This window comes from Rhodococcus quanlei, from assembly GCF_055231015.1.
This window is the reverse complement of sequence record NZ_JBUYWD010000013.1, coordinates 16,028-32,932: the sequence shown is the minus strand read 5'-3', so window position 1 is coordinate 32,932 and position 16,905 is coordinate 16,028. Positions and strand designations below refer to the sequence as shown.

The 16,905-nt window shown below is 65.7% G+C and carries 15 protein-coding genes; 5 read left to right on the top strand and 10 right to left on the bottom strand.

Annotated elements, in window-relative coordinates:
• Nucleotides 1–77 precede the first annotated feature (77 nt).
• On the bottom strand, nucleotides 78–1,352 hold the full coding sequence (locus tag ACZI8Q_RS12215; protein WP_463373805.1) for a cutinase family protein: 1,275 nt from the start codon (nucleotides 1,350–1,352) through the stop codon (nucleotides 78–80).
• Nucleotides 1,353–1,621: 269 nt separating this feature from the next.
• On the opposite strand from ACZI8Q_RS12215, the gene ACZI8Q_RS12210 reads away from it, so the two are divergent.
• Complete coding sequence (locus ACZI8Q_RS12210) at nucleotides 1,622–2,266, top strand: heme-binding beta-barrel domain-containing protein (RefSeq protein ID WP_463373808.1); 645 nt, start codon at nucleotides 1,622–1,624, stop codon at nucleotides 2,264–2,266.
• Nucleotides 2,267–2,505: 239 nt separating this feature from the next.
• Here ACZI8Q_RS12210 and cydC read toward each other — a convergent pair whose 3' ends face one another.
• The 5 genes from cydC to ACZI8Q_RS12185 all read right to left on the bottom strand — a co-directional run bounded on the left by cydC (nucleotide 2,506) and on the right by ACZI8Q_RS12185 (nucleotide 9,437).
• Nucleotides 2,506–4,203, bottom strand: a complete 1,698-nt coding sequence (cydC, locus tag ACZI8Q_RS12205) for a thiol reductant ABC exporter subunit CydC (protein WP_463373804.1) — start codon at nucleotides 4,201–4,203, stop codon at nucleotides 2,506–2,508.
• Nucleotides 4,193–5,872, bottom strand: a complete 1,680-nt coding sequence (gene cydD / locus ACZI8Q_RS12200) for a thiol reductant ABC exporter subunit CydD (protein WP_463373803.1) — start codon at nucleotides 5,870–5,872, stop codon at nucleotides 4,193–4,195. The genes cydC and cydD overlap by 11 nt, the downstream gene beginning before the upstream one ends.
• On the bottom strand, nucleotides 5,869–6,906 hold the full coding sequence (cydB, locus tag ACZI8Q_RS12195; RefSeq protein WP_463373802.1) for a cytochrome d ubiquinol oxidase subunit II: 1,038 nt from the start codon (nucleotides 6,904–6,906) through the stop codon (nucleotides 5,869–5,871). Before cydB ends, cydD begins: the two co-directional genes overlap by 4 nt.
• A 9-nt stretch (nucleotides 6,907–6,915) precedes the next feature.
• On the bottom strand, nucleotides 6,916–8,430 hold the full coding sequence (locus ACZI8Q_RS12190; protein ID WP_463373801.1) for a cytochrome ubiquinol oxidase subunit I: 1,515 nt from the start codon (nucleotides 8,428–8,430) through the stop codon (nucleotides 6,916–6,918).
• 134 nt (nucleotides 8,431–8,564) lie between these two features.
• Nucleotides 8,565–9,437, bottom strand: coding sequence for an aminodeoxychorismate lyase (locus ACZI8Q_RS12185; RefSeq protein ID WP_463373800.1), 873 nt, complete (start codon nucleotides 9,435–9,437; stop codon nucleotides 8,565–8,567).
• A gap of 145 nt (nucleotides 9,438–9,582) precedes the next feature.
• Between ACZI8Q_RS12185 and ygfZ the strand changes: the two genes are divergently transcribed.
• From ygfZ to ACZI8Q_RS12165, 4 genes are all read left to right on the top strand, one after another.
• Nucleotides 9,583–10,704, top strand: a complete 1,122-nt coding sequence (gene ygfZ / locus ACZI8Q_RS12180) for a CAF17-like 4Fe-4S cluster assembly/insertion protein YgfZ (RefSeq protein ID WP_463373799.1) — start codon at nucleotides 9,583–9,585, stop codon at nucleotides 10,702–10,704.
• Nucleotides 10,701–11,396: an MOSC domain-containing protein gene (locus tag ACZI8Q_RS12175; RefSeq protein ID WP_463373798.1), complete on the top strand. Its 696-nt coding sequence runs from the start codon at nucleotides 10,701–10,703 to the stop codon at nucleotides 11,394–11,396. The genes ygfZ and ACZI8Q_RS12175 overlap by 4 nt, the downstream gene beginning before the upstream one ends.
• Nucleotides 11,393–12,346, top strand: coding sequence for an asparaginase (locus ACZI8Q_RS12170; RefSeq protein WP_463373797.1), 954 nt, complete (start codon nucleotides 11,393–11,395; stop codon nucleotides 12,344–12,346). Before ACZI8Q_RS12175 ends, ACZI8Q_RS12170 begins: the two co-directional genes overlap by 4 nt.
• Before the next feature lie 180 nt (nucleotides 12,347–12,526).
• Nucleotides 12,527–12,694: a DUF3073 domain-containing protein gene (locus tag ACZI8Q_RS12165; RefSeq protein ID WP_463373796.1), complete on the top strand. Its 168-nt coding sequence runs from the start codon at nucleotides 12,527–12,529 to the stop codon at nucleotides 12,692–12,694.
• A 228-nt stretch (nucleotides 12,695–12,922) separates the two neighbouring features.
• On the opposite strand, the gene purM is transcribed toward ACZI8Q_RS12165, so the two are convergent.
• The 4 genes from purM to ACZI8Q_RS12145 form a co-directional block, all read right to left on the bottom strand.
• Nucleotides 12,923–14,002, bottom strand: coding sequence for a phosphoribosylformylglycinamidine cyclo-ligase (purM, locus tag ACZI8Q_RS12160; RefSeq protein ID WP_463373795.1), 1,080 nt, complete (start codon nucleotides 14,000–14,002; stop codon nucleotides 12,923–12,925).
• Between the two features lie 129 nt (nucleotides 14,003–14,131).
• Nucleotides 14,132–15,715: an amidophosphoribosyltransferase gene (gene purF / locus ACZI8Q_RS12155; RefSeq protein ID WP_463373794.1), complete on the bottom strand. Its 1,584-nt coding sequence runs from the start codon at nucleotides 15,713–15,715 to the stop codon at nucleotides 14,132–14,134.
• Nucleotides 15,716–15,876: 161 nt separating this feature from the next.
• Nucleotides 15,877–16,263: a sterol carrier family protein gene (locus ACZI8Q_RS12150; RefSeq protein WP_463373793.1), complete on the bottom strand. Its 387-nt coding sequence runs from the start codon at nucleotides 16,261–16,263 to the stop codon at nucleotides 15,877–15,879.
• 19 nt (nucleotides 16,264–16,282) lie between these two features.
• Nucleotides 16,283–16,900, bottom strand: coding sequence for a CPBP family intramembrane glutamic endopeptidase (locus tag ACZI8Q_RS12145; RefSeq protein WP_463373792.1), 618 nt, complete (start codon nucleotides 16,898–16,900; stop codon nucleotides 16,283–16,285).
• Nucleotides 16,901–16,905 lie beyond the last annotated feature (5 nt).

Genomic DNA, 16,905 nt, shown 5'->3' with positions numbered 1-16,905 from the left:
CCTGTTGTGGGCGTCGGGGTTGTTGGGGTGGGGCTTGTCTCCCCCCCCCCAAACCACTCACAGGGGGCGTTGCCCCCCTATTGGGGCAGTGAAACGTTTTCCTGCTCCACCAAGGACACGATCCAGTCGACGATCTTCTCGCTCTCCCAGAGCCACGGATCGTTCGGATCGTTGTTCCAGTAAGCCATGTGCTGGATGAACCCGAGAAAAATGTAGGGCTTCGTGACCAGCTCGAAGATGTCGCGGTTGTCCTCGACGAATCCGGCACCTTCTTCCTTCAGCTTCGCCTTCACCACATCCGAACCCGGACCCATCGCCCAGTCGAGCATCGCGGCCTTCTGTTCGGGCGTGTACTCGGTGTTCTTACCAGGACCGTCCGGGTCGTAGGTCTCGTCCACTACTTTGCGCAGCACGTCGAGGAACGATTCGTCGGACTCGAACCAGTCCTCGCGAGTTGCAATGTGCACGATGGTCCGGCTCGCCACGTCGGCGACGGCCGCACGGAAGTCCCGGATCGTTTGACCGGGGTCGGCGAGGGTGAAGTGCATGCGCCCGAGAAAGCCCAGTGCCAGGTCGAGGATGGCGATCTGGTCGGGAGCGTCGCAGGCGATGTCGTAGGGACGGCAGGCGTAGGTGATCTTGTCGGCCAGCGCACCGTAGTCGGCAGGCTCGGAGGACATGAATCCCCCACCCGACGGGCCTGGTTCCCCGAGGAACGGAGCCCCTGCCTGCCTGTACGGGTCCGCGAACAGCGCAACTCCGGCGATGTCGTCCGCTGTGACCACCGCCGACGAATCGCGGTGCCCGATGTCGCGCGCAACACGCTCGGTGACCTCGGCACCCATGCTGTAGCCGACCAGGACGAACTCGGTGGCGTCACCGCACTGCCTCTTCTTGTCGTCGAGAATCCGGTTCATTGCCGCAACACCGGTAGCCACCGACTCCTGATACGCAGGAACCGGTTCGAACAGCGCCACTCCGTAGGTGGCCGGATACGGCACGTACGCCCAGCCGACCGTGCCCGGTCGATCAGCGAAACGCTCCCCAACGGGGGCGGTGACCTTGCTGACCCAGTTCGAGAACAACCCCTCCACCTCGCGTAGGGGTGGGTGCTCTGCGTCGGCATCGCCGCCTCCCGATATGGCAACGAGCATCGTGTCCGGGCAGCCGGCTCCGTAGTTGTCAGGGTGTACTCCCCGTTCCGAAGCCTCTTCGGAAGAACCGGATGCCGGCCCCGAGGAACCGAAGCCGGGAGACTGGGCATGAGCGAGCCCTGGGAACGTCATGGCGACGACCCCCACCGCGATCACCCCTTTCGACACGCGCTCGAAATTGGCACGAGAAAAGGGCATGGAACCTCCGATAGAGACGAAGCAGGGGATACGAAGTGAAAGACAGAATGGAGACGGTACAACGCGCACTACGAGAAAGGGGTCATTTCGTCCATGTGAGAACGACGGTTTAAGATGGGGTCCGTGGTCATCTTCTTCGAGGTTCTCCTAGGTCTCGCAACGCTGCTGATTCTGTGGTTCACGGCGTACGTTCTGTACCGGCTGGTCACCGACGAATCGTGAGTAATCCGTCCGACGAGGGGCGCGATCAGTCATCCGATCAGCCCGGAATCCGGCGTGGCAGCGGCGATGCCGCAGTGGCAGACGCGGTCGAGCGTTCCAAGTCGACTGCGGGTCGCAACATCCCCGCACTGCCCGACCTACCGCTCCCCGAGGACACGGCGAATCTTCGCCTGGGTCCGGATCTGAACCCCGAACTCCTCGCGGTCCTGCCGCTCGTAGGCGTGTGGCGAGGTGAAGGTGAGGGGCACGATCCCGAGACCGGAGACGATTACCGTTTCGGTCAGCAGATCGTGGTTTCGCACAACGGCGGCCCCTACCTGGCGTGGGAATCGCAGAGTTGGGTTCTCGACGCAGATGGCGAGTACGTTCGCCCGGACCTGCGTGAATCCGGATTCTGGCGCATGAGCGGTGACGGAGTCCCCGGCAGCACCAACGAAGAGGTCGTCGAACTTCTGCTGACGCACAGCTCCGGCGTCGTCGAGTTGTACTACGGCAAGGCACTGACCCAGTCGTCCTGGGAACTCGCCACCGACGTGGTCATTCGTTCCACATCCGGTGCGCTGATGGGCGGCGCGAAGCGCCTGTACGGAATCGTCGAGGGTGGCGATCTCGCGTACGTCGAGGAGCGCATCATCGCCGACGGCGATCTGGTGCCCCGACTGTCTGCGCGCCTCTCCCGCTACATCGGCTGAGGCTGCAGCGAACCTCTCGTAGACAGCAAACGGCCCCCGAGTCCTCCGGTGCGAACCGGAACCGACCTGGACAGGGCCGAGACTCGAGGGCCGGGTAGCTGCCTGGGATTCGCCAGCCGCTCGCGCGGTCAGTGAATTCCGTCAGCGGTAGCGGCTAGCTGGCAGCCACCTCACGTGTCCGTCTGTTCTTCAACTTCAGACCACCTCCTTCCTCGTGTAACCAAGAAGGTACGCCGCACTCACCGGGTGAGCAACGGATTATTTCTCTCCACGGAATCAACCCGTATCACCTGGTCGGCGGCTGTGTCTGCGGGAAGCTGATGCGTGACGACCACAACGGTGCGCTCGGCCGGTATGAGCCCGCTTTCACGATCGAGGAGATCGCGCAGTAGCCGCCCGCCGGCCTCGTCGTCGAGATGTTCGGTCGGTTCGTCGAGCAACACGATCGGTGCGTTGGACAGTAGGGTCCGCGCAAGCAGTAGCCTTCGACGCTGGCCTCCGGACACCGCCCGCGCACCGCCGCCGAGCGTCGTGTGCACGCCCTCGGGCAGTTCCGCCAGCCACTCCCCCGCACCGGCGGCCGACAGAACCTCCCTCGCCTCGGCTTCGGTCACGTCACCACGGACCACCCGCAAATTCTCCAGAACCGACGTTTCGAACAGGTGGGCGTCTTCCGCGAAGAAGCCCACCGCTCGGCGTAGATCCGCGGGAAGAACATCAACAAAGTCGGTGCCATCCGCAATATCGGTCCGTCCGGCGCGCACTGTTCCCTCGACCGCAGGCAGCAAGCCCGCCAGGGTCATGAGCAAGGTCGTCTTGCCGCTGCCACTGGCACCGACTACCGCGACCCTTCTGCCGGGATCCAGATCGAGGTCGATCGGGTCGGTCACCTTGCCGCCTTCCCAACCGCAGCGAAGCTCACGCGCATGCAGGGATCCCGTCCCGTCCCACCGAACCTCACCCCGGCGCGTACCGCTTTCCGCGGCGTCGAGGACAACCAGAATTCGCCGCGCCGCGATCCGGGCGCGGCTCAGGGCGATGGCCGCGTCGGGCAGCGTCGACGTCGCTTCGAATGCGGACAGCGGCGTCAGCACGAGAATCCCGAGTGCCATCGGGCTCATGGTGCCGGGTGCGTACAGCAACAGCCCGATCAGCAACGAGCCGAGAACACTCGCACCGATCGCCAGCGGAGTGGCGGCGGATGCGATCGCGTGACGCGGGGCGGCACGGTCGAGAGCATCCACAGCATCGCTCTCCGCACGTCGTGCCCGTTCGGTCGCCTCGTCCAGACGCCCCGCGACTTGCAGTTCCGCCGCACAATCCAGGGCTGTCACCGCTGCCTCACTGAACGCGGCGCGGGCCTGGGCGCTGTCGTTTTCCGCCCGCCGTGCGGCGCGTGCCGACAATGCTGGAGCCACGACGCCAGACACCACCAAGGCCACGGCCAGAACCAGCGCCGCAGCAGGTGAGATCACGGCCAGCACTCCCACCGCGGCGAGAGACAGCACCACCGCCACGGCCATCGGCACGAGGGCGCGCACCACCACGTCGCCCAGCGCGTCCACATCGGCGCCGGTCCGAGCCAGAAGATCCCCGCGCCGCAGTCCGGACGCGGCAGCCGGGTCGCCGTCCGCGAGAACACGGTAGATACGGGACCGGGCCGATGTGGTGCCGCGAAGTGCGGTGTCGTGTGTGGCCAGTCGCTCGAGATAGCGGAACAAGCCGCGGGTGATACCCAGCGCACGAACGGCAACCACTGCGACGGTGAGATCGAGAACTGGCGGCATCTGCCAGGCCCGCGTGATCAGCCACGCGGACAGTACGGCGAGCGCCAACGCACTGCCGAGCGTGACCACCCCGGCGCCCACTGCCATCAGCACCCGGCGCGGCGACAGTTCCAATAGGCGCATCGCCCGCAGCAGCGGATCACTCGTCATCTGAGCGCACCTCCACCACGGTGTCCGCGATCGCGACGACGGACGGACGGTGCGCCACCAGCACCACGCTGTGACCACGGTCGGCAAGCGCCCGTATCGAATTCAGCACCGTCTGTTCGGTGACATCGTCGAGGTGGGCGGTCGGCTCGTCCAGCAGTACGACGGGCCGCGACGTGGCCAGGATCCGGGTCAACGCCAGGCGCTGGCGTTGACCGAGCGACAACCCCACACCACCGGCTCCGATGACGGTGTTCGTGCCTTCGGGAAGCTCCGCGAGCACTTCGTCGAATCCGGTTGCCCGGGCCGCCGAACCGAGCTCGTGCACCTCACCGGTCAGGTGGAGGTTCTCGTCCACCGTTCCGGGCAACAGAACCGGGTGTTGCGGCAGCCACGCCACCCGCGACCACCACTGCTCCCGGTCGAGGGAGGTCAGTGCCACCCCGTCGACCGTGACGGACCCCCGATCGGGTTCGGTGAGGGCGAGCAGAACTTGGAGGGCAGTGGACTTGCCCGAGCCGTTCGGGCCCGTGAGGGCGGTGATCCGTCCGGGTTCGAATTCAGCGTCCAGGCGGTGCGGGGCACGGCCGCTCCGCGAACGCACACCTATTCCCTGCAGTGCGATGCGCCCAACTTCCGTGGGCACGGCAACCGTGCCGTGTGCGGTGGACGGCTCCGCTTCCGGATGGGCGTCGATCACCGCGAAGGCTCGTTCGGCCGCGGCCATACCGTCCTCCGCTGCGTGGAACTTGGTACCCACCATGCGGAGCGGTAGATACACCTCCGGCGCGAGGATCAGAGCGACGATGCCGGCCTCGAGCGCCATCTCGCCGTACACCAAACGCAAGCCGATGCTGACCGCTATGAGGGCCACACTCAGGGTGGCCAGCAACTCCAGCACCATCGACGACAGGAACGCAATCTTCAGTGCCGACATCGTGGTTCTCCGGTGAGCGTCACCGAGTTCACGTATGCGACCGGCCGGCCCCTGTTCGCGCCCGAGGGCCCGGAGCGTCGGAAGCCCCGCCAGGAGGTCGAGAAGTTGCGAGGACAGCGCGGTCATCGCGTCGAGCGTCCGGCGTGATTTCCCCTTGGTGAGCAATCCGATGAGAATCATGAAGACAGGGATGAGGGGCAACGTGATCACCACGATGATCGCGGAGGTCACGTCTTGCCACCAGATGACGGACAGCGTTGCGGGCGTGAGGGTTCCGACGAGGATCAGAGCAGGCAGATATCCGGTGAGATACGGGATCAGACCGTCTGTTCCCCTCGTCACAACGGTGGCGATCTCGTCGCGCCGAGCGTCGAGATCCCGTGGCCGCATGCGCGTTGCGGCGACAAGAACCTCGTCCTTGAGTTCGGCGACCACCCGATGGGCGGCACGGTCCGCGTATCGGGTGGTCGCCCACGAGAGAACGACGCGGGCACACACCGCACCGGCGAGCACCCAGAGTTCGGTGTTCCAACGGTTCCAGTCCGTCTCCCCCGCGGTGATGGCGCCCGCGAGCACGCGTCCGATCACAAGCGCCGTCGCGATCACCATGATCACGTCCAGGGTCGACAGAACCACGGTCACGACCAGGTAGCGGCGCGCCGATGCGGAGTAGCGCCACAGCCTCGGATCGACGGGTCCGCGCGGGCGCTTCTCCTCCGTCGTGATCACAGTCATTTACGCTCGAACTTCAGCCCGATCGACGGCGGGATCTGATCGGCCGAAATCCGTTGCCGGAATACCCAGTACGTCCAGCCCTGGTAGATCATCACGATTGGGGTGAGGAAGGCTGCCGCCCACGTCATCACCTTCAGCGTGTACGGGCTCGAGGACGCGTTCTCGATGGTGAGATCGAATGCCGGGTCGAGGGTGGACGGCATGACCTGCGGGAAGAGCGACGCGAAGAGCAGCACGGTGGTGGCGGCAACTGTCACGGTGGTGAGTGCGAACGCCCAGCCCTCGCGCTCGGCCCGAGTCAGTGCGACCACGCCGAGGAGTGCGCCCGCAGCGAGCGCAACCAGGATCCAGGTCCAGCTCTTTCCGTAGGCGAGTTGCGTCCACACCACGAATGCACCGGCCACCAGCAGCGTCGGAATCGACAGTTGTGCCGCCAGCCTCACGGCGTCTGCGCGGACGTCTTTACCGGTCTTGAGAGCGAGAAAGACCGCACCGTGCAACGCGAACACGAGGGCAGTCGTCACCGCGCCCAGCAGTGCGTACGGGTTGAGGAGATCGACGAGGCTCGACGTCATCTGCTTGTCCTCGTCGATGTCCACGCCGCGCAGAATGTTCGCGAACACGAATCCCCACAGGGCAGCCGGAACCCACGAGCCGAAGATGATTCCCCAGTCGCAACGGCGACGCCAGACGTCCTCGTCCATCTTGCCGCGATATTCGATGGCGCACACCCGCACGATCAGGGCGACCAGAATGAGCAGGAGCGGCGCATAGAACCCCGAGAACAGCGTCGCGTACCACTCAGGGAAGGCGGCGAACAGTGCGCCGGCACCCGTGATGAGCCACACCTCGTTGCCGTCCCAGACCGGGCCGATCGTATTGAGCACCACGCGTCGTCGGGTATCGCCCTGCGGGTCCTTGCGGCGGCCGAGCACCGGCATCAGCATGCCGACACCGAAATCGAATCCCTCGAGCACGAAGTAGCCGGTGAACAGCACCGCGATCAGGATGAACCACACTTCTTGAAGTCCCATGACCGTCTCCTAGTACGCGAACGAGAGTTGTTGGGGCTTGTCCGGATCGTCCGGCTCGTCGTGATCGTCCTCACCCGGTGGGTGCGCGTCGTGTTCGAGCGGTCCTTCGATCGTGTATCGCCGAATGAGCGCGAACCATACGACCGCCAGGGCCGCGTACACGAAGGTGAGTGTGATCAACGAGACCAACACCGTCCCCGCAGAGTGATCCGACACGCCTTGCTCGACGGTCAACCGAATCTGGTCCACGCCGGTCGGGTTGGGATGCACCACCCACGGTTGTCGGCCCATCTCCGTGAAGATCCAGCCTGCACTGTTGGCAAGGAACGGCGTGGGAATCGCAGCAATACTCAACCATCCGAACCATTTCTGGTCCGGAACCCGGCCGCGTCGGGTAACCCACAACCCGACGACCGCGAGCAGAGCGGATCCTGCGGCGAGACCGATCATCGCGCGGAACGCCCAGTAGGTGACGAAGAGGTTGGGCCGGTAGTTTCCCGGGCCGAACTGCTCCTCGTACTGCGCCTGCAGATCTTCGACACCCTGCAGGTGAACACCGGTGAACTTCCCCTCGGCCAGGTACGAGAGGACGAACGGAACCTCGAGAACGTGGGTGACACCGTCGCAGTTGTTGTGAGTCCCGACAGTGAGAATCGAGAACTTCGGGTCGGTTTCGGAGTGGCACAGTGATTCGGCGGAGGCCATCTTCATCGGCTGCTGCTCGAACATCAGCTTGCCCTGGATGTCACCGGTGACGATCAGGCCGACACCGGAGATGATCATCACCGCCATGGCGAACCGTGCCGCGGGACGGAACATGGTCCGTGCCTCGTGCTGCATCTTCTCGGCAGCTTCTGCTCCACCGGGCTCAAGAGCCTCTGCACGCGCACGGCGCATGTTGCGCACCATCCACCAGCCGGCAACCCCGGCGACGAAGGTTCCAGCCGTCAAGAAGGCACCGGCAACCACGTGCGGGAAGGCCGCCATGGCGGTGTTGTTGGTAAGCAACTCCCAGATGCTGGTCAATTCGGCGCGGCCGGTCTCGGGGTTGTATCGGGCCCCCACCGGGTGCTGCATGAACGAGTTGGCAGCGATGATGAAATACGCCGACGCGTTGACGCCGATGGCTACCATCCAGATCGTGGCCAGGTGCACGATTTTCGGCAGACGACCCCAGCCGAAGATCCACAGGCCCAGGAACGTCGACTCGAGGAAGAAGGCAACCAGCCCTTCGAGCGCGAGCGGCGCGCCGAACACGTCGCCGACGAACCTCGAGTACTCGCTCCAGTTCATACCGAACTGGAACTCCTGCACGATTCCCGTCGCGACACCGAGCGCGAAGTTGATGAGGAAGAGCTTGCCGAAAAACTTGGTGAGCCGATACCAGTGGTCCTTCTTGGTGATCACCCACATCGTCTGCATCACGGCGATCATCGGCGCGAGTCCGATGGTCAGCGGAACGAGAATGAAGTGGTAGACGGTGGTGATACCGAATTGCCACCGGGCGATGTCCAACGCATCCACGGCTACTCCAAGGCTGGGCCCTAGGACAGGCTTCGGGTCCGAGGCATGGGCTTGCGCCCGAACCCTGCATCACAAAATACTGCGGACCTTCGGTGGCCCGCAGCCGTTTTCTACTACGAACCGTAGTAGACCTGTCAAGCCTGAGCGGAGTCCATACCGGCGGTTTCGATAGCAATGCTCACCATGTCGAAGAACTCGTCCCCGCGAGGCGCGGGCGGCAACTGCATCCCGTCCAAAGTGTGCACACGAGCCGCCTTGGTGACACTAGATACTAGCCAAACACCCTGGGACACAATGAGATCAGCAGGCCGCAACGAAGCGTACTCACACCGATACCCTCTGCTGCGTGCCACCGAGAACAGCGCCCCCTGCGTCGTGCCCGGAAGAATTCCTTGCTCGGGCGGCGGGGTGATGAACGTCTTGTCACGCGCAATCACCACCGAAGAACGTGGCCCTTCCAACACATAACCCTCACTACTGAGGAAGATCACATCATCGGCGCCGTAGTGCGCCGCGTACCGCAAGGCCGCCATGTTCGTCGCATACGACAGAGTCTTCGCGCCGAGCAGTTGCCACGGCGCGTTCGCCGAAAAGTCGACCGAGAACCCCCGATCCAGCGTCAAAGCAGCCACTCCGTCGCGCCGAGCCTTCGTCACGGCCTCCGAGACGGGTCCGACCATCACGAACGCCGTGGGCGCTCCCCCGCTCTCGCGGCCACGCGTGAGCACGAGCCGCATCACACCTTCACGAGCCGAGCCCCATTGCTGCGCGGCAACGTCGATCGCGCCACGCCATTGCACGGGGTCGGGGTCGGGCAGACCGAGCGCCCGCGCCGAGGACAACAGTCGCGACAAGTGCGGCTCGACCTTGCACGCGCGGGCCTGGTGGACGAGCAACGTCTCGAACACGCCGTCACCACGCACGACTGCCAAGTCGTCGGCGTACAGAAGCGGCTCGTCCGCATCACGGATCTTGCGGTCCAGCGTCACCAACACTCGATCGGACATACCGATCAGAGTATCGGCCGGAACGCCCACGTAAGCGCATCGGCCGGAATCCCCGGTCGGGCATATCGGCCGTGTGCGGTAGCGCGCACCTGACATATCGGCCGTGGGCCCTGGCGCCCGGCGGGGCGATCCCTAGACTGGAGGCGTGGTCGACAACGCTCCCGTAGCTGCCAGTGCACTTCTCTCCATGCCCGGCGCGGTGCCGCCCCCGGAAGGTTCACCGGACACAGGCGTCGCGTGGCATCACGGCGATCCGCTCGGTGAACAGCGGTCGGCAGAGCGTGGGTGCGTGGTGATCGACCGGTCTCACCGTTTCGTGATCTCCATCGACGGCCCTGAGCGGCTGACGTGGCTTCACACCATCTCCAGTCAACACGTGGCAAGCCTCCCCGACCGCTCCAGCGCGGAGAATCTCAGCCTCGACATCAACGGACGGGTCGAGCACCATTTCGTGCAGACCGACTTCGACGATGTCACCTGGATCGACACGGAGGCCGGCCGCGGGCCCGATCTGCTGTCCTTTCTCACCAAGATGGTGTTCTGGTCGAAGGCCGGGCCCCGAGACGGCAACGACATGGCTGTGCTGAGCGTCCTCGGTCCCGAGGCGCCGACGGTCTTCGAGAAGATCGGAATCACGCCGCCCACCGATGTCTACGCGGCGACGCCCGTACCCGGCGGAGGATTCGTCCGGCGCATGCCGTGGCCGACATCCGATACCTACGACCTGCTCGTTCCCCGGGCACGACTGGCCGAGTGGTGGAAGAAGATGACCGGCGCCGGCGCCGCACCGGCGGGCACCTGGACGTACGAAGCGCTGCGGGTCGCCTCGGTCCGGGCGCGGATCGGACTCGACACGGACGAGCGCACCATCCCGCACGAGGTCCGTTGGATCGGTGGCCCCGAACAGCAAGGCGCCGTGCATCTGGAGAAGGGGTGTTACCGCGGGCAGGAAACCGTGGCCCGCGTCCACAATCTCGGGAAGCCGCCCCGCCGCCTGGTGATGCTCCACCTCGACGGCAGCGCGGGCGGCCGACCCGAGATCGGCGAGCCGGTCACCGCCGGCGGCCGCGCGGTGGGCCGTATCGGCACCATCATCGACCACCACGAGCTCGGTCCCATCGCGCTCGCACTCGTCAAACGAGCCGTCCCCGCCGACGCGGAGTTGGTCGCCGGGCCGTGCGCCGCATCCATCGACGCCGACACCGACGAAACCGACGACCGAGTGCAAGCGGGCCGCGCCGCTGTCGAGAAGTTGCGCGGCCGATGAGCACACCCCAGGCTCCGGGAGTCGTGGAGGCAGTATGCGTCCTGCACACCGAACGCGACAGCGGCACCCGCCGCGTCACCCGCACTGCCATCGACAAACGTCCGGTCGCCGGGCCGGTACACGTGGACCGTGCCGGACTGGCGGGCGATTACGTCTGTGACACCGAGCATCACGGCGGGCGTTTCAAGGCTGTCTACGCGTACGACGCCGCCGAAGCCGCTCGCTGGGAGCACGAACTCGACCGGAGTCTGCCGTTCGGTTGGTTCGGCGAGAACCTTCGCATCAGCGGGATGCCGATCACCGACGCGGTCATCGGTGAGCGGTGGCGCATCGGTTCGGCAGTCGATGTCGGTTCCGGGGACGACACCACCGAACTCGAGGTGACCGGCCCGCGGACCCCCTGCGGCACCTTCGGGGTGTGGGCCCAGGAGCCGCGGTGGGTGGCCCGATTCTCCGAGCGTGGCGACACCGGCGCCTATCTGAGCGTCGTCGCGCCGGGCCCCGTCCGCGCCGGCGACACCGTTTCGCGTGTGTTCGTCCCCGATCACGGCGTCACCGTGCGCGACCTGTTCACCGGTCGAGACCCCGAACGGTTCGCCGACATGCTGGCCGAACAGAAAGATCTGTCGCCATCCGTCGCCGAGAAGGCACGGAAACGAATGGCCGGACTGAAAGTACGGGTGATGTATTGAGCGTCGAGCTGATCGAAGTCGTCCGATCCGGGTTTCGCGAGTGTGTGCATCGCGGTTCGGTGGCCGGGACACGCCCCGATGGCGAGGCGATCCTTCAACTCGGCGAAACGCACACACCGATCTATCCACGCTCCACGAACAAGCCCCTGCAGGCCGTCGCACTGCTGAGCAACGGGTACGTGCCGACAAGCACCGCGGAACTCGCCATCGTCACGTCGTCCCATTCCGGCGAAGCCGACCACCTCGAACTCGTCGAAGGACTACTCGCCCGGTACGGGCTCACCGAGACGCAGCTCCGCTGCCCGGACGAACACCCCCTCGACGACTTCGCGCGGGCCGAACTCCTCGCCTCCGGCGAATTGCCACGTCCCCTCTACATGCCGTGTTCCGGCGGGCACGCTGCGATGCTCGCCGTCTGCGCCGTCAACGACTGGCCTCTCGACAGTTACCTCGAGCCCGCGCATCCGCTGCAAGAAGCGATCGTCGCCACCGTTGCCGCGGTCAGCGGGGAAGCCGAGCCCGAACTCGGAATCGACGGCTGCGGCCAGCCCATCGTGCCACTGTCGCTGACACACCTTGCTCAAATCTATGCCTCGCTCGTCACAGCTGAAGCGGGTACCCCCGAGCGGACCGTCGCCGACGCGATGCGCGAACACCCGTACCTCGTCTCCGGCACGGGTCGCAGCGAGTCACGGCTCATGCCCGCGGTCCGCGGGTTGCTCTGCAAGTCGGGGGCCGACGGCGTCTATGCCGGCGCACTCGCCGACGGGTCCGCGTTCGCAGTGAAGATCGACGACGGTCACGAACGCGCGCTGCTGCCGATCGCTGCGGCACTCTGCCACCACCTGGGAGCAGAGTGGACGGAAGATCTGGCGTCCCTTGCCAGCCTCCCCGTGCTCGGCGGCGGCGCCCGGGTGGGCACCGTCCGGGCGATTCCGGGGATATTCTGAGCCGTATTCTCCGCATCGTGCCAGTTCGCAGCCCCTGTGAGACAAATCAGACACGGCCATAGAGGCCTGATGGAAGCGGAAGAGCCTTTTCCACGCTAGAGTGTGTGGCAGGAAACTTACACACACAACGGGGCCGCCAAATTCCCCAGGCCGCCCCGCGAAAGCGCGAGGGGGTCAGCCATGGGCCGCGGCCGGGCTAAGGCAAAGCAGACCAAGGTTGCACGCGAGCTGAAGTACAGCGTACCGACCACGGACTTCGACAGCCTGCAACGAGAACTCGCAGGTGGGTCGTCCAACGACAGGGACGGCTACTCCCGAGAGGATGACGACGACGACTGGCGACGCTGAGTCGTCACCGACTATGCGGCGACGCTGAGTCGTCACCGACTATGCGGCGACGCTGAGTCGTCACCGACTATGCGGCCGTCGCGCCGCATGTCCGGTCGGGCAGCGTCGCACCCGACCGGGTGAACGCCGAGTCGTGAAGCACAAGAAGTGAGGGGGAGCCGGATTCCGGCTCCCCCTCATTTCTGCATTGCTGGCCTTTTGTGGGCCTCCGTGCTGCCGTTCATGCGCTCAGAAGCGCGGGTGATCTCCTGCGAGCACGGCCCGTGCGCTTTCGGCGTCCGACGACTTCTTGACGCTGCCGAGCGTCCAGCAGTCGATGTGCCGGGCGGTGAGTACGGCCAGAGCACGATCCACGTCCTCGGGGGCCACTATGGCCACCATGCCGACACCCATGTTGAACGTCTGTTCCATCTCGGCGCGCTCCACGCGACCACGCTGGGCGATCATCGCGAAGATGGGCGCCGGGCTCCAGGTTCCGCGATCGAGTTCCGCCACGAGTCCCTTGGGCATGACGCGGCCGAGGTTGTTGGCGAGGCCGCCGCCGGTGACGTGGCAGAAGGTGCGAACGTCGGTTTCGGCGGCGAGTGCCAGGCAGTCCTTGGCATAGATCCTGGTCGGCTCGAGCATCTCCTCGCCCAGGCTGCGGCCGAACTCGTCGACGTGGGCGGTGAGGCTCATGCGGTCGATGTCCAGAAGCACCTTGCGCGCAAGGGAGTAGCCATTGGAGTGGAGTCCGGACGAGCCCATACCGATGACGACGTCGCCGGGACGCACCCGGTCCGGGCCGAGCACCTGATCGGCTTCGACAACGCCCACGCCGGTTGCGGAGAGATCGTAGTCACCGTCTGCCATCACGCCTGGATGCTCCGCGGTCTCGCCGCCGAGCAGCGCACAGCCTGCCTGAATGCAGCCTTCGGCGATACCTCCGACGAGCTCCGCGACACGCTCGGGTACGACGCGCCCCACGGCAATGTAATCCTGCAGGAACAGCGGCTCGGCACCGCACACCACGAGATCGTCGACGACCATTGCGACCAGGTCGAGCCCGACCGTGTCGTGCTTGTCGAGTGCCTGCGCAACGGCAAGCTTGGTGCCCACTCCATCCGTGGAGGCGGCGAGCAACGGTTCCTTGTAGTCACCTTTGAGGGAGAACAGCCCGGCGAACCCGCCGAGTCCACCCATCACCTCGGGACGACTGGCCCTCTTCGCGAGTGGCGCGAAGAGTTCCACCGCCCGATCGCCGGCTTCGATATCCACTCCAGCGGCAGCGTACGAAGCGCCAGGGCGACGTGTCGGATCCTCGGTCATGCGGTTGTTACTCCAGCCTTGTGTTGCTCGTCGAAAGAAAGTCTGTGGCGCGATCGACCGTGCCGATCGCGCTCTTACGGTACCGGAGTATGTCTGCCCAACTGCAGTCTCCGTCGAACTCGGCCGTGACTATGGTCGGCTCAGCGCATCCGCGTTGTCGTTCGCCCGAGTGGCATAGCCGCCAGCTGTGGTGTCGAGCATGCCCTCGAGAACGTTCTTGCCCATCGCCGTGTCGGGCAACGCAATGGGGTACTCACCGTCGAAGCATGCCGCACACAAACGGCTCGACGGCTGCTCGGTCGCAGCGACCATACCGTCGATCGAGATGTAGCCGAGCGAGTCCGCGCCGATCGAACGACGAACACCCTCGAGCATCTCGTCGAAGCTGCTGGGGCCCCCGGTACTACCACTCGCACCGTTGGCGATCAGTTCGGCAGGCGAGGCGAAGTCGATGCCGTAGAAGCAGGGCCACTTCACCGGCGGCGATGCGATTCGGACATGAATCTCGAGCGCGCCGGCCTCACGCAGCATGCGGATGAGTGCCCGCTGGGTGTTGCCTCGGACGATGGAATCGTCCACCACCACGAGCCGCTTGCCCCGAATGACTTCCTTGAGCGGATTGAGCTTGAGACGGATACCGAGCTGACGAATGGTCTGCGACGGCTGGATGAACGTACGGCCCACGTAGGCGTTCTTCATCAAACCCTGGCCGTACGGAATGCCGGAGCCCTGGGCGTAACCCACCGCGGCGGGCACACCCGATTCGGGTACGGGGATCACCAGATCACCTTCGGCCGGGTGCTCGTTGGCAAGCCGGCGGCCGATCTCCACGCGAGTCGAATGGACAGACCGACCCGCGATCACACTGTCCGGCCGGGCGAGGTAAACGTACTCGAACACGCACCCCTTCGGCTCCGGGTTCGCGAAATGGGACGACCGCAGACCGTCCGCGTCGATGGCGAGCAGCTCGCCGGGCTCGATGTCACGAACGAACGACGCACCCACGATGTCGAGGGCGGCGGTCTCGCTGGCCACGACCCAGCCACGATCGAGGCGGCCGAGACACAACGGGCGCACCCCATGCGGATCGCGCGCCGCGTACAGCGTGTTCTCGTCCATGAAGGTGAGACAGAAGGCGCCCCGCAGTGTCGGCAGCAACTCCATGGCGGCCTGCTCGATGCTGCTGTCGCTCGCAGCATGGGCCAGAAGAGCGCCGACGATGTCCGAATCGGAGGTGGCTCCGCCGGGCCGCTTGCTGTCGACGAGGCCGGCCTCGCGTGCGCGCTCCGCCAGCTCGGCGGTGTTGACGAGGTTGCCGTTGTGCCCGAGCGCCAGGCCGCTGCCCACCGCAGTGGTGCGGAAGATCGGCTGCGCGTTCTCCCAGGTGGTGGAGCCGGTGGTGGAGTAGCGGCAATGACCGACGGCGACATGACCGGGCATGGCGGCCAGCGTCTGCTCGTCGAAAACCTGACTGACCAGGCCGAGATCCTTGAACACCAGCACCTGCGCACCATCGGCGACGGCAATGCCCGCCGCCTCCTGTCCGCGGTGTTGCAGCGCATACAGCCCGTAATAGGTGAGCTTGGCCACATCCTCCCCCGGTGCCCAAACACCGAACACACCGCATTCTTCGCGGGGTTCGTTCTCGTCCTCGTCGAGCGGGGTCGAGGTGAGGAGATTAGGACTGTTGACCGACAGGTCGGCTCGAGTCACCGGGCGCTCCCTTTGGTGGCTGGGGCTGGGGGGCAATGCTCAGTCTACGGGCAGACGGCGACTCCCCGCGCCAGTGGTGTCGAGCGACACGTCGCGGGGTGCCCTGCGACACGTATCGACAGACGAGGTCACGGTGTCGGGAGCGGCTCACAGGAAGCGTCTCAGAGGGGCAGGAGCGGTAACCAGTGGGCGACGTCGGAGGCCCGACTGCCCGACGCGGTGATGCGCCCATCATCGACGGCCTCGTCGAACTGCTGGAGGCCGGTGACGATCGACAGCCAGGTACGAGGTTCGGTCTCCACGACGTTGGGCGGGGTTCCCCGAGTATGACGTGGTCCTTCGATGCACTGGACCGCGACGAAGGGCGGTACCCGCACCTCGACGCTGGAACCCGGCGCAATGTGTTCGAGGGTGCGTGCACTCAGGCGCACCGCAGCGGCGAGTTGCTGACGTGAGGGAGGTGCTTGTTCCTCGTCGCGCAACCAGTCTGCAACGTCCCGGATCGCAGTCCGCAGCTCTGCGGGGTCGACACGGCGGCGAGGAGGCATGGGTCCAATCTACTGCGGTTCAGCGAGTGAGCACTGCGCCGCCCACATTGACGGTGAGGTGCAGGAGCGCGGGGCCGATCACGCTGCCGCCGCGCGCACGGAGCGCCTCGAACAACACTGCCGAGGCACCGGTGAACGCAACGGTGCCGAGTGCGTCGTCGCCGGCGGCCCGCGCCGGATGCACGTGCCAGAGACCGAAGGTGGCTGCATGGATCGCCAACGCCTGCGGGTCCGGCCACGACGATCGCAGAACTGCCGACAGCACGCTGCGAAACAGCAGTTCCTCGGCGAGCACGGTGCCGATCGGGATGTGCACGGTGACCCACTCGAAGAAATCGTCTCGCGGCTGGCGGCTCCGAAACCGGGACCGCACGGCCGGGAAACTCGCAGCGATCAGGAGCCCGGCGGTCGGGAGGGCCGACGCCACGACGCCGACGCGCGTTCCGTGTGGGAGATCACGGAGGGACAGACCCAGTTCGGCTGGCCGGAACCGACTCGCGGCCACTGCGGTCAGGCCCGCTCCGGCTGCCCCGTTGACCAGGGTGCGGCGCCAAGCCGACGTCTCCATACGCGGCAACACGACGTTGCTCCAGGTCACCAACGCTGCGGCCAGCGCGATCGATCCTGTCCGATTCACTCCGC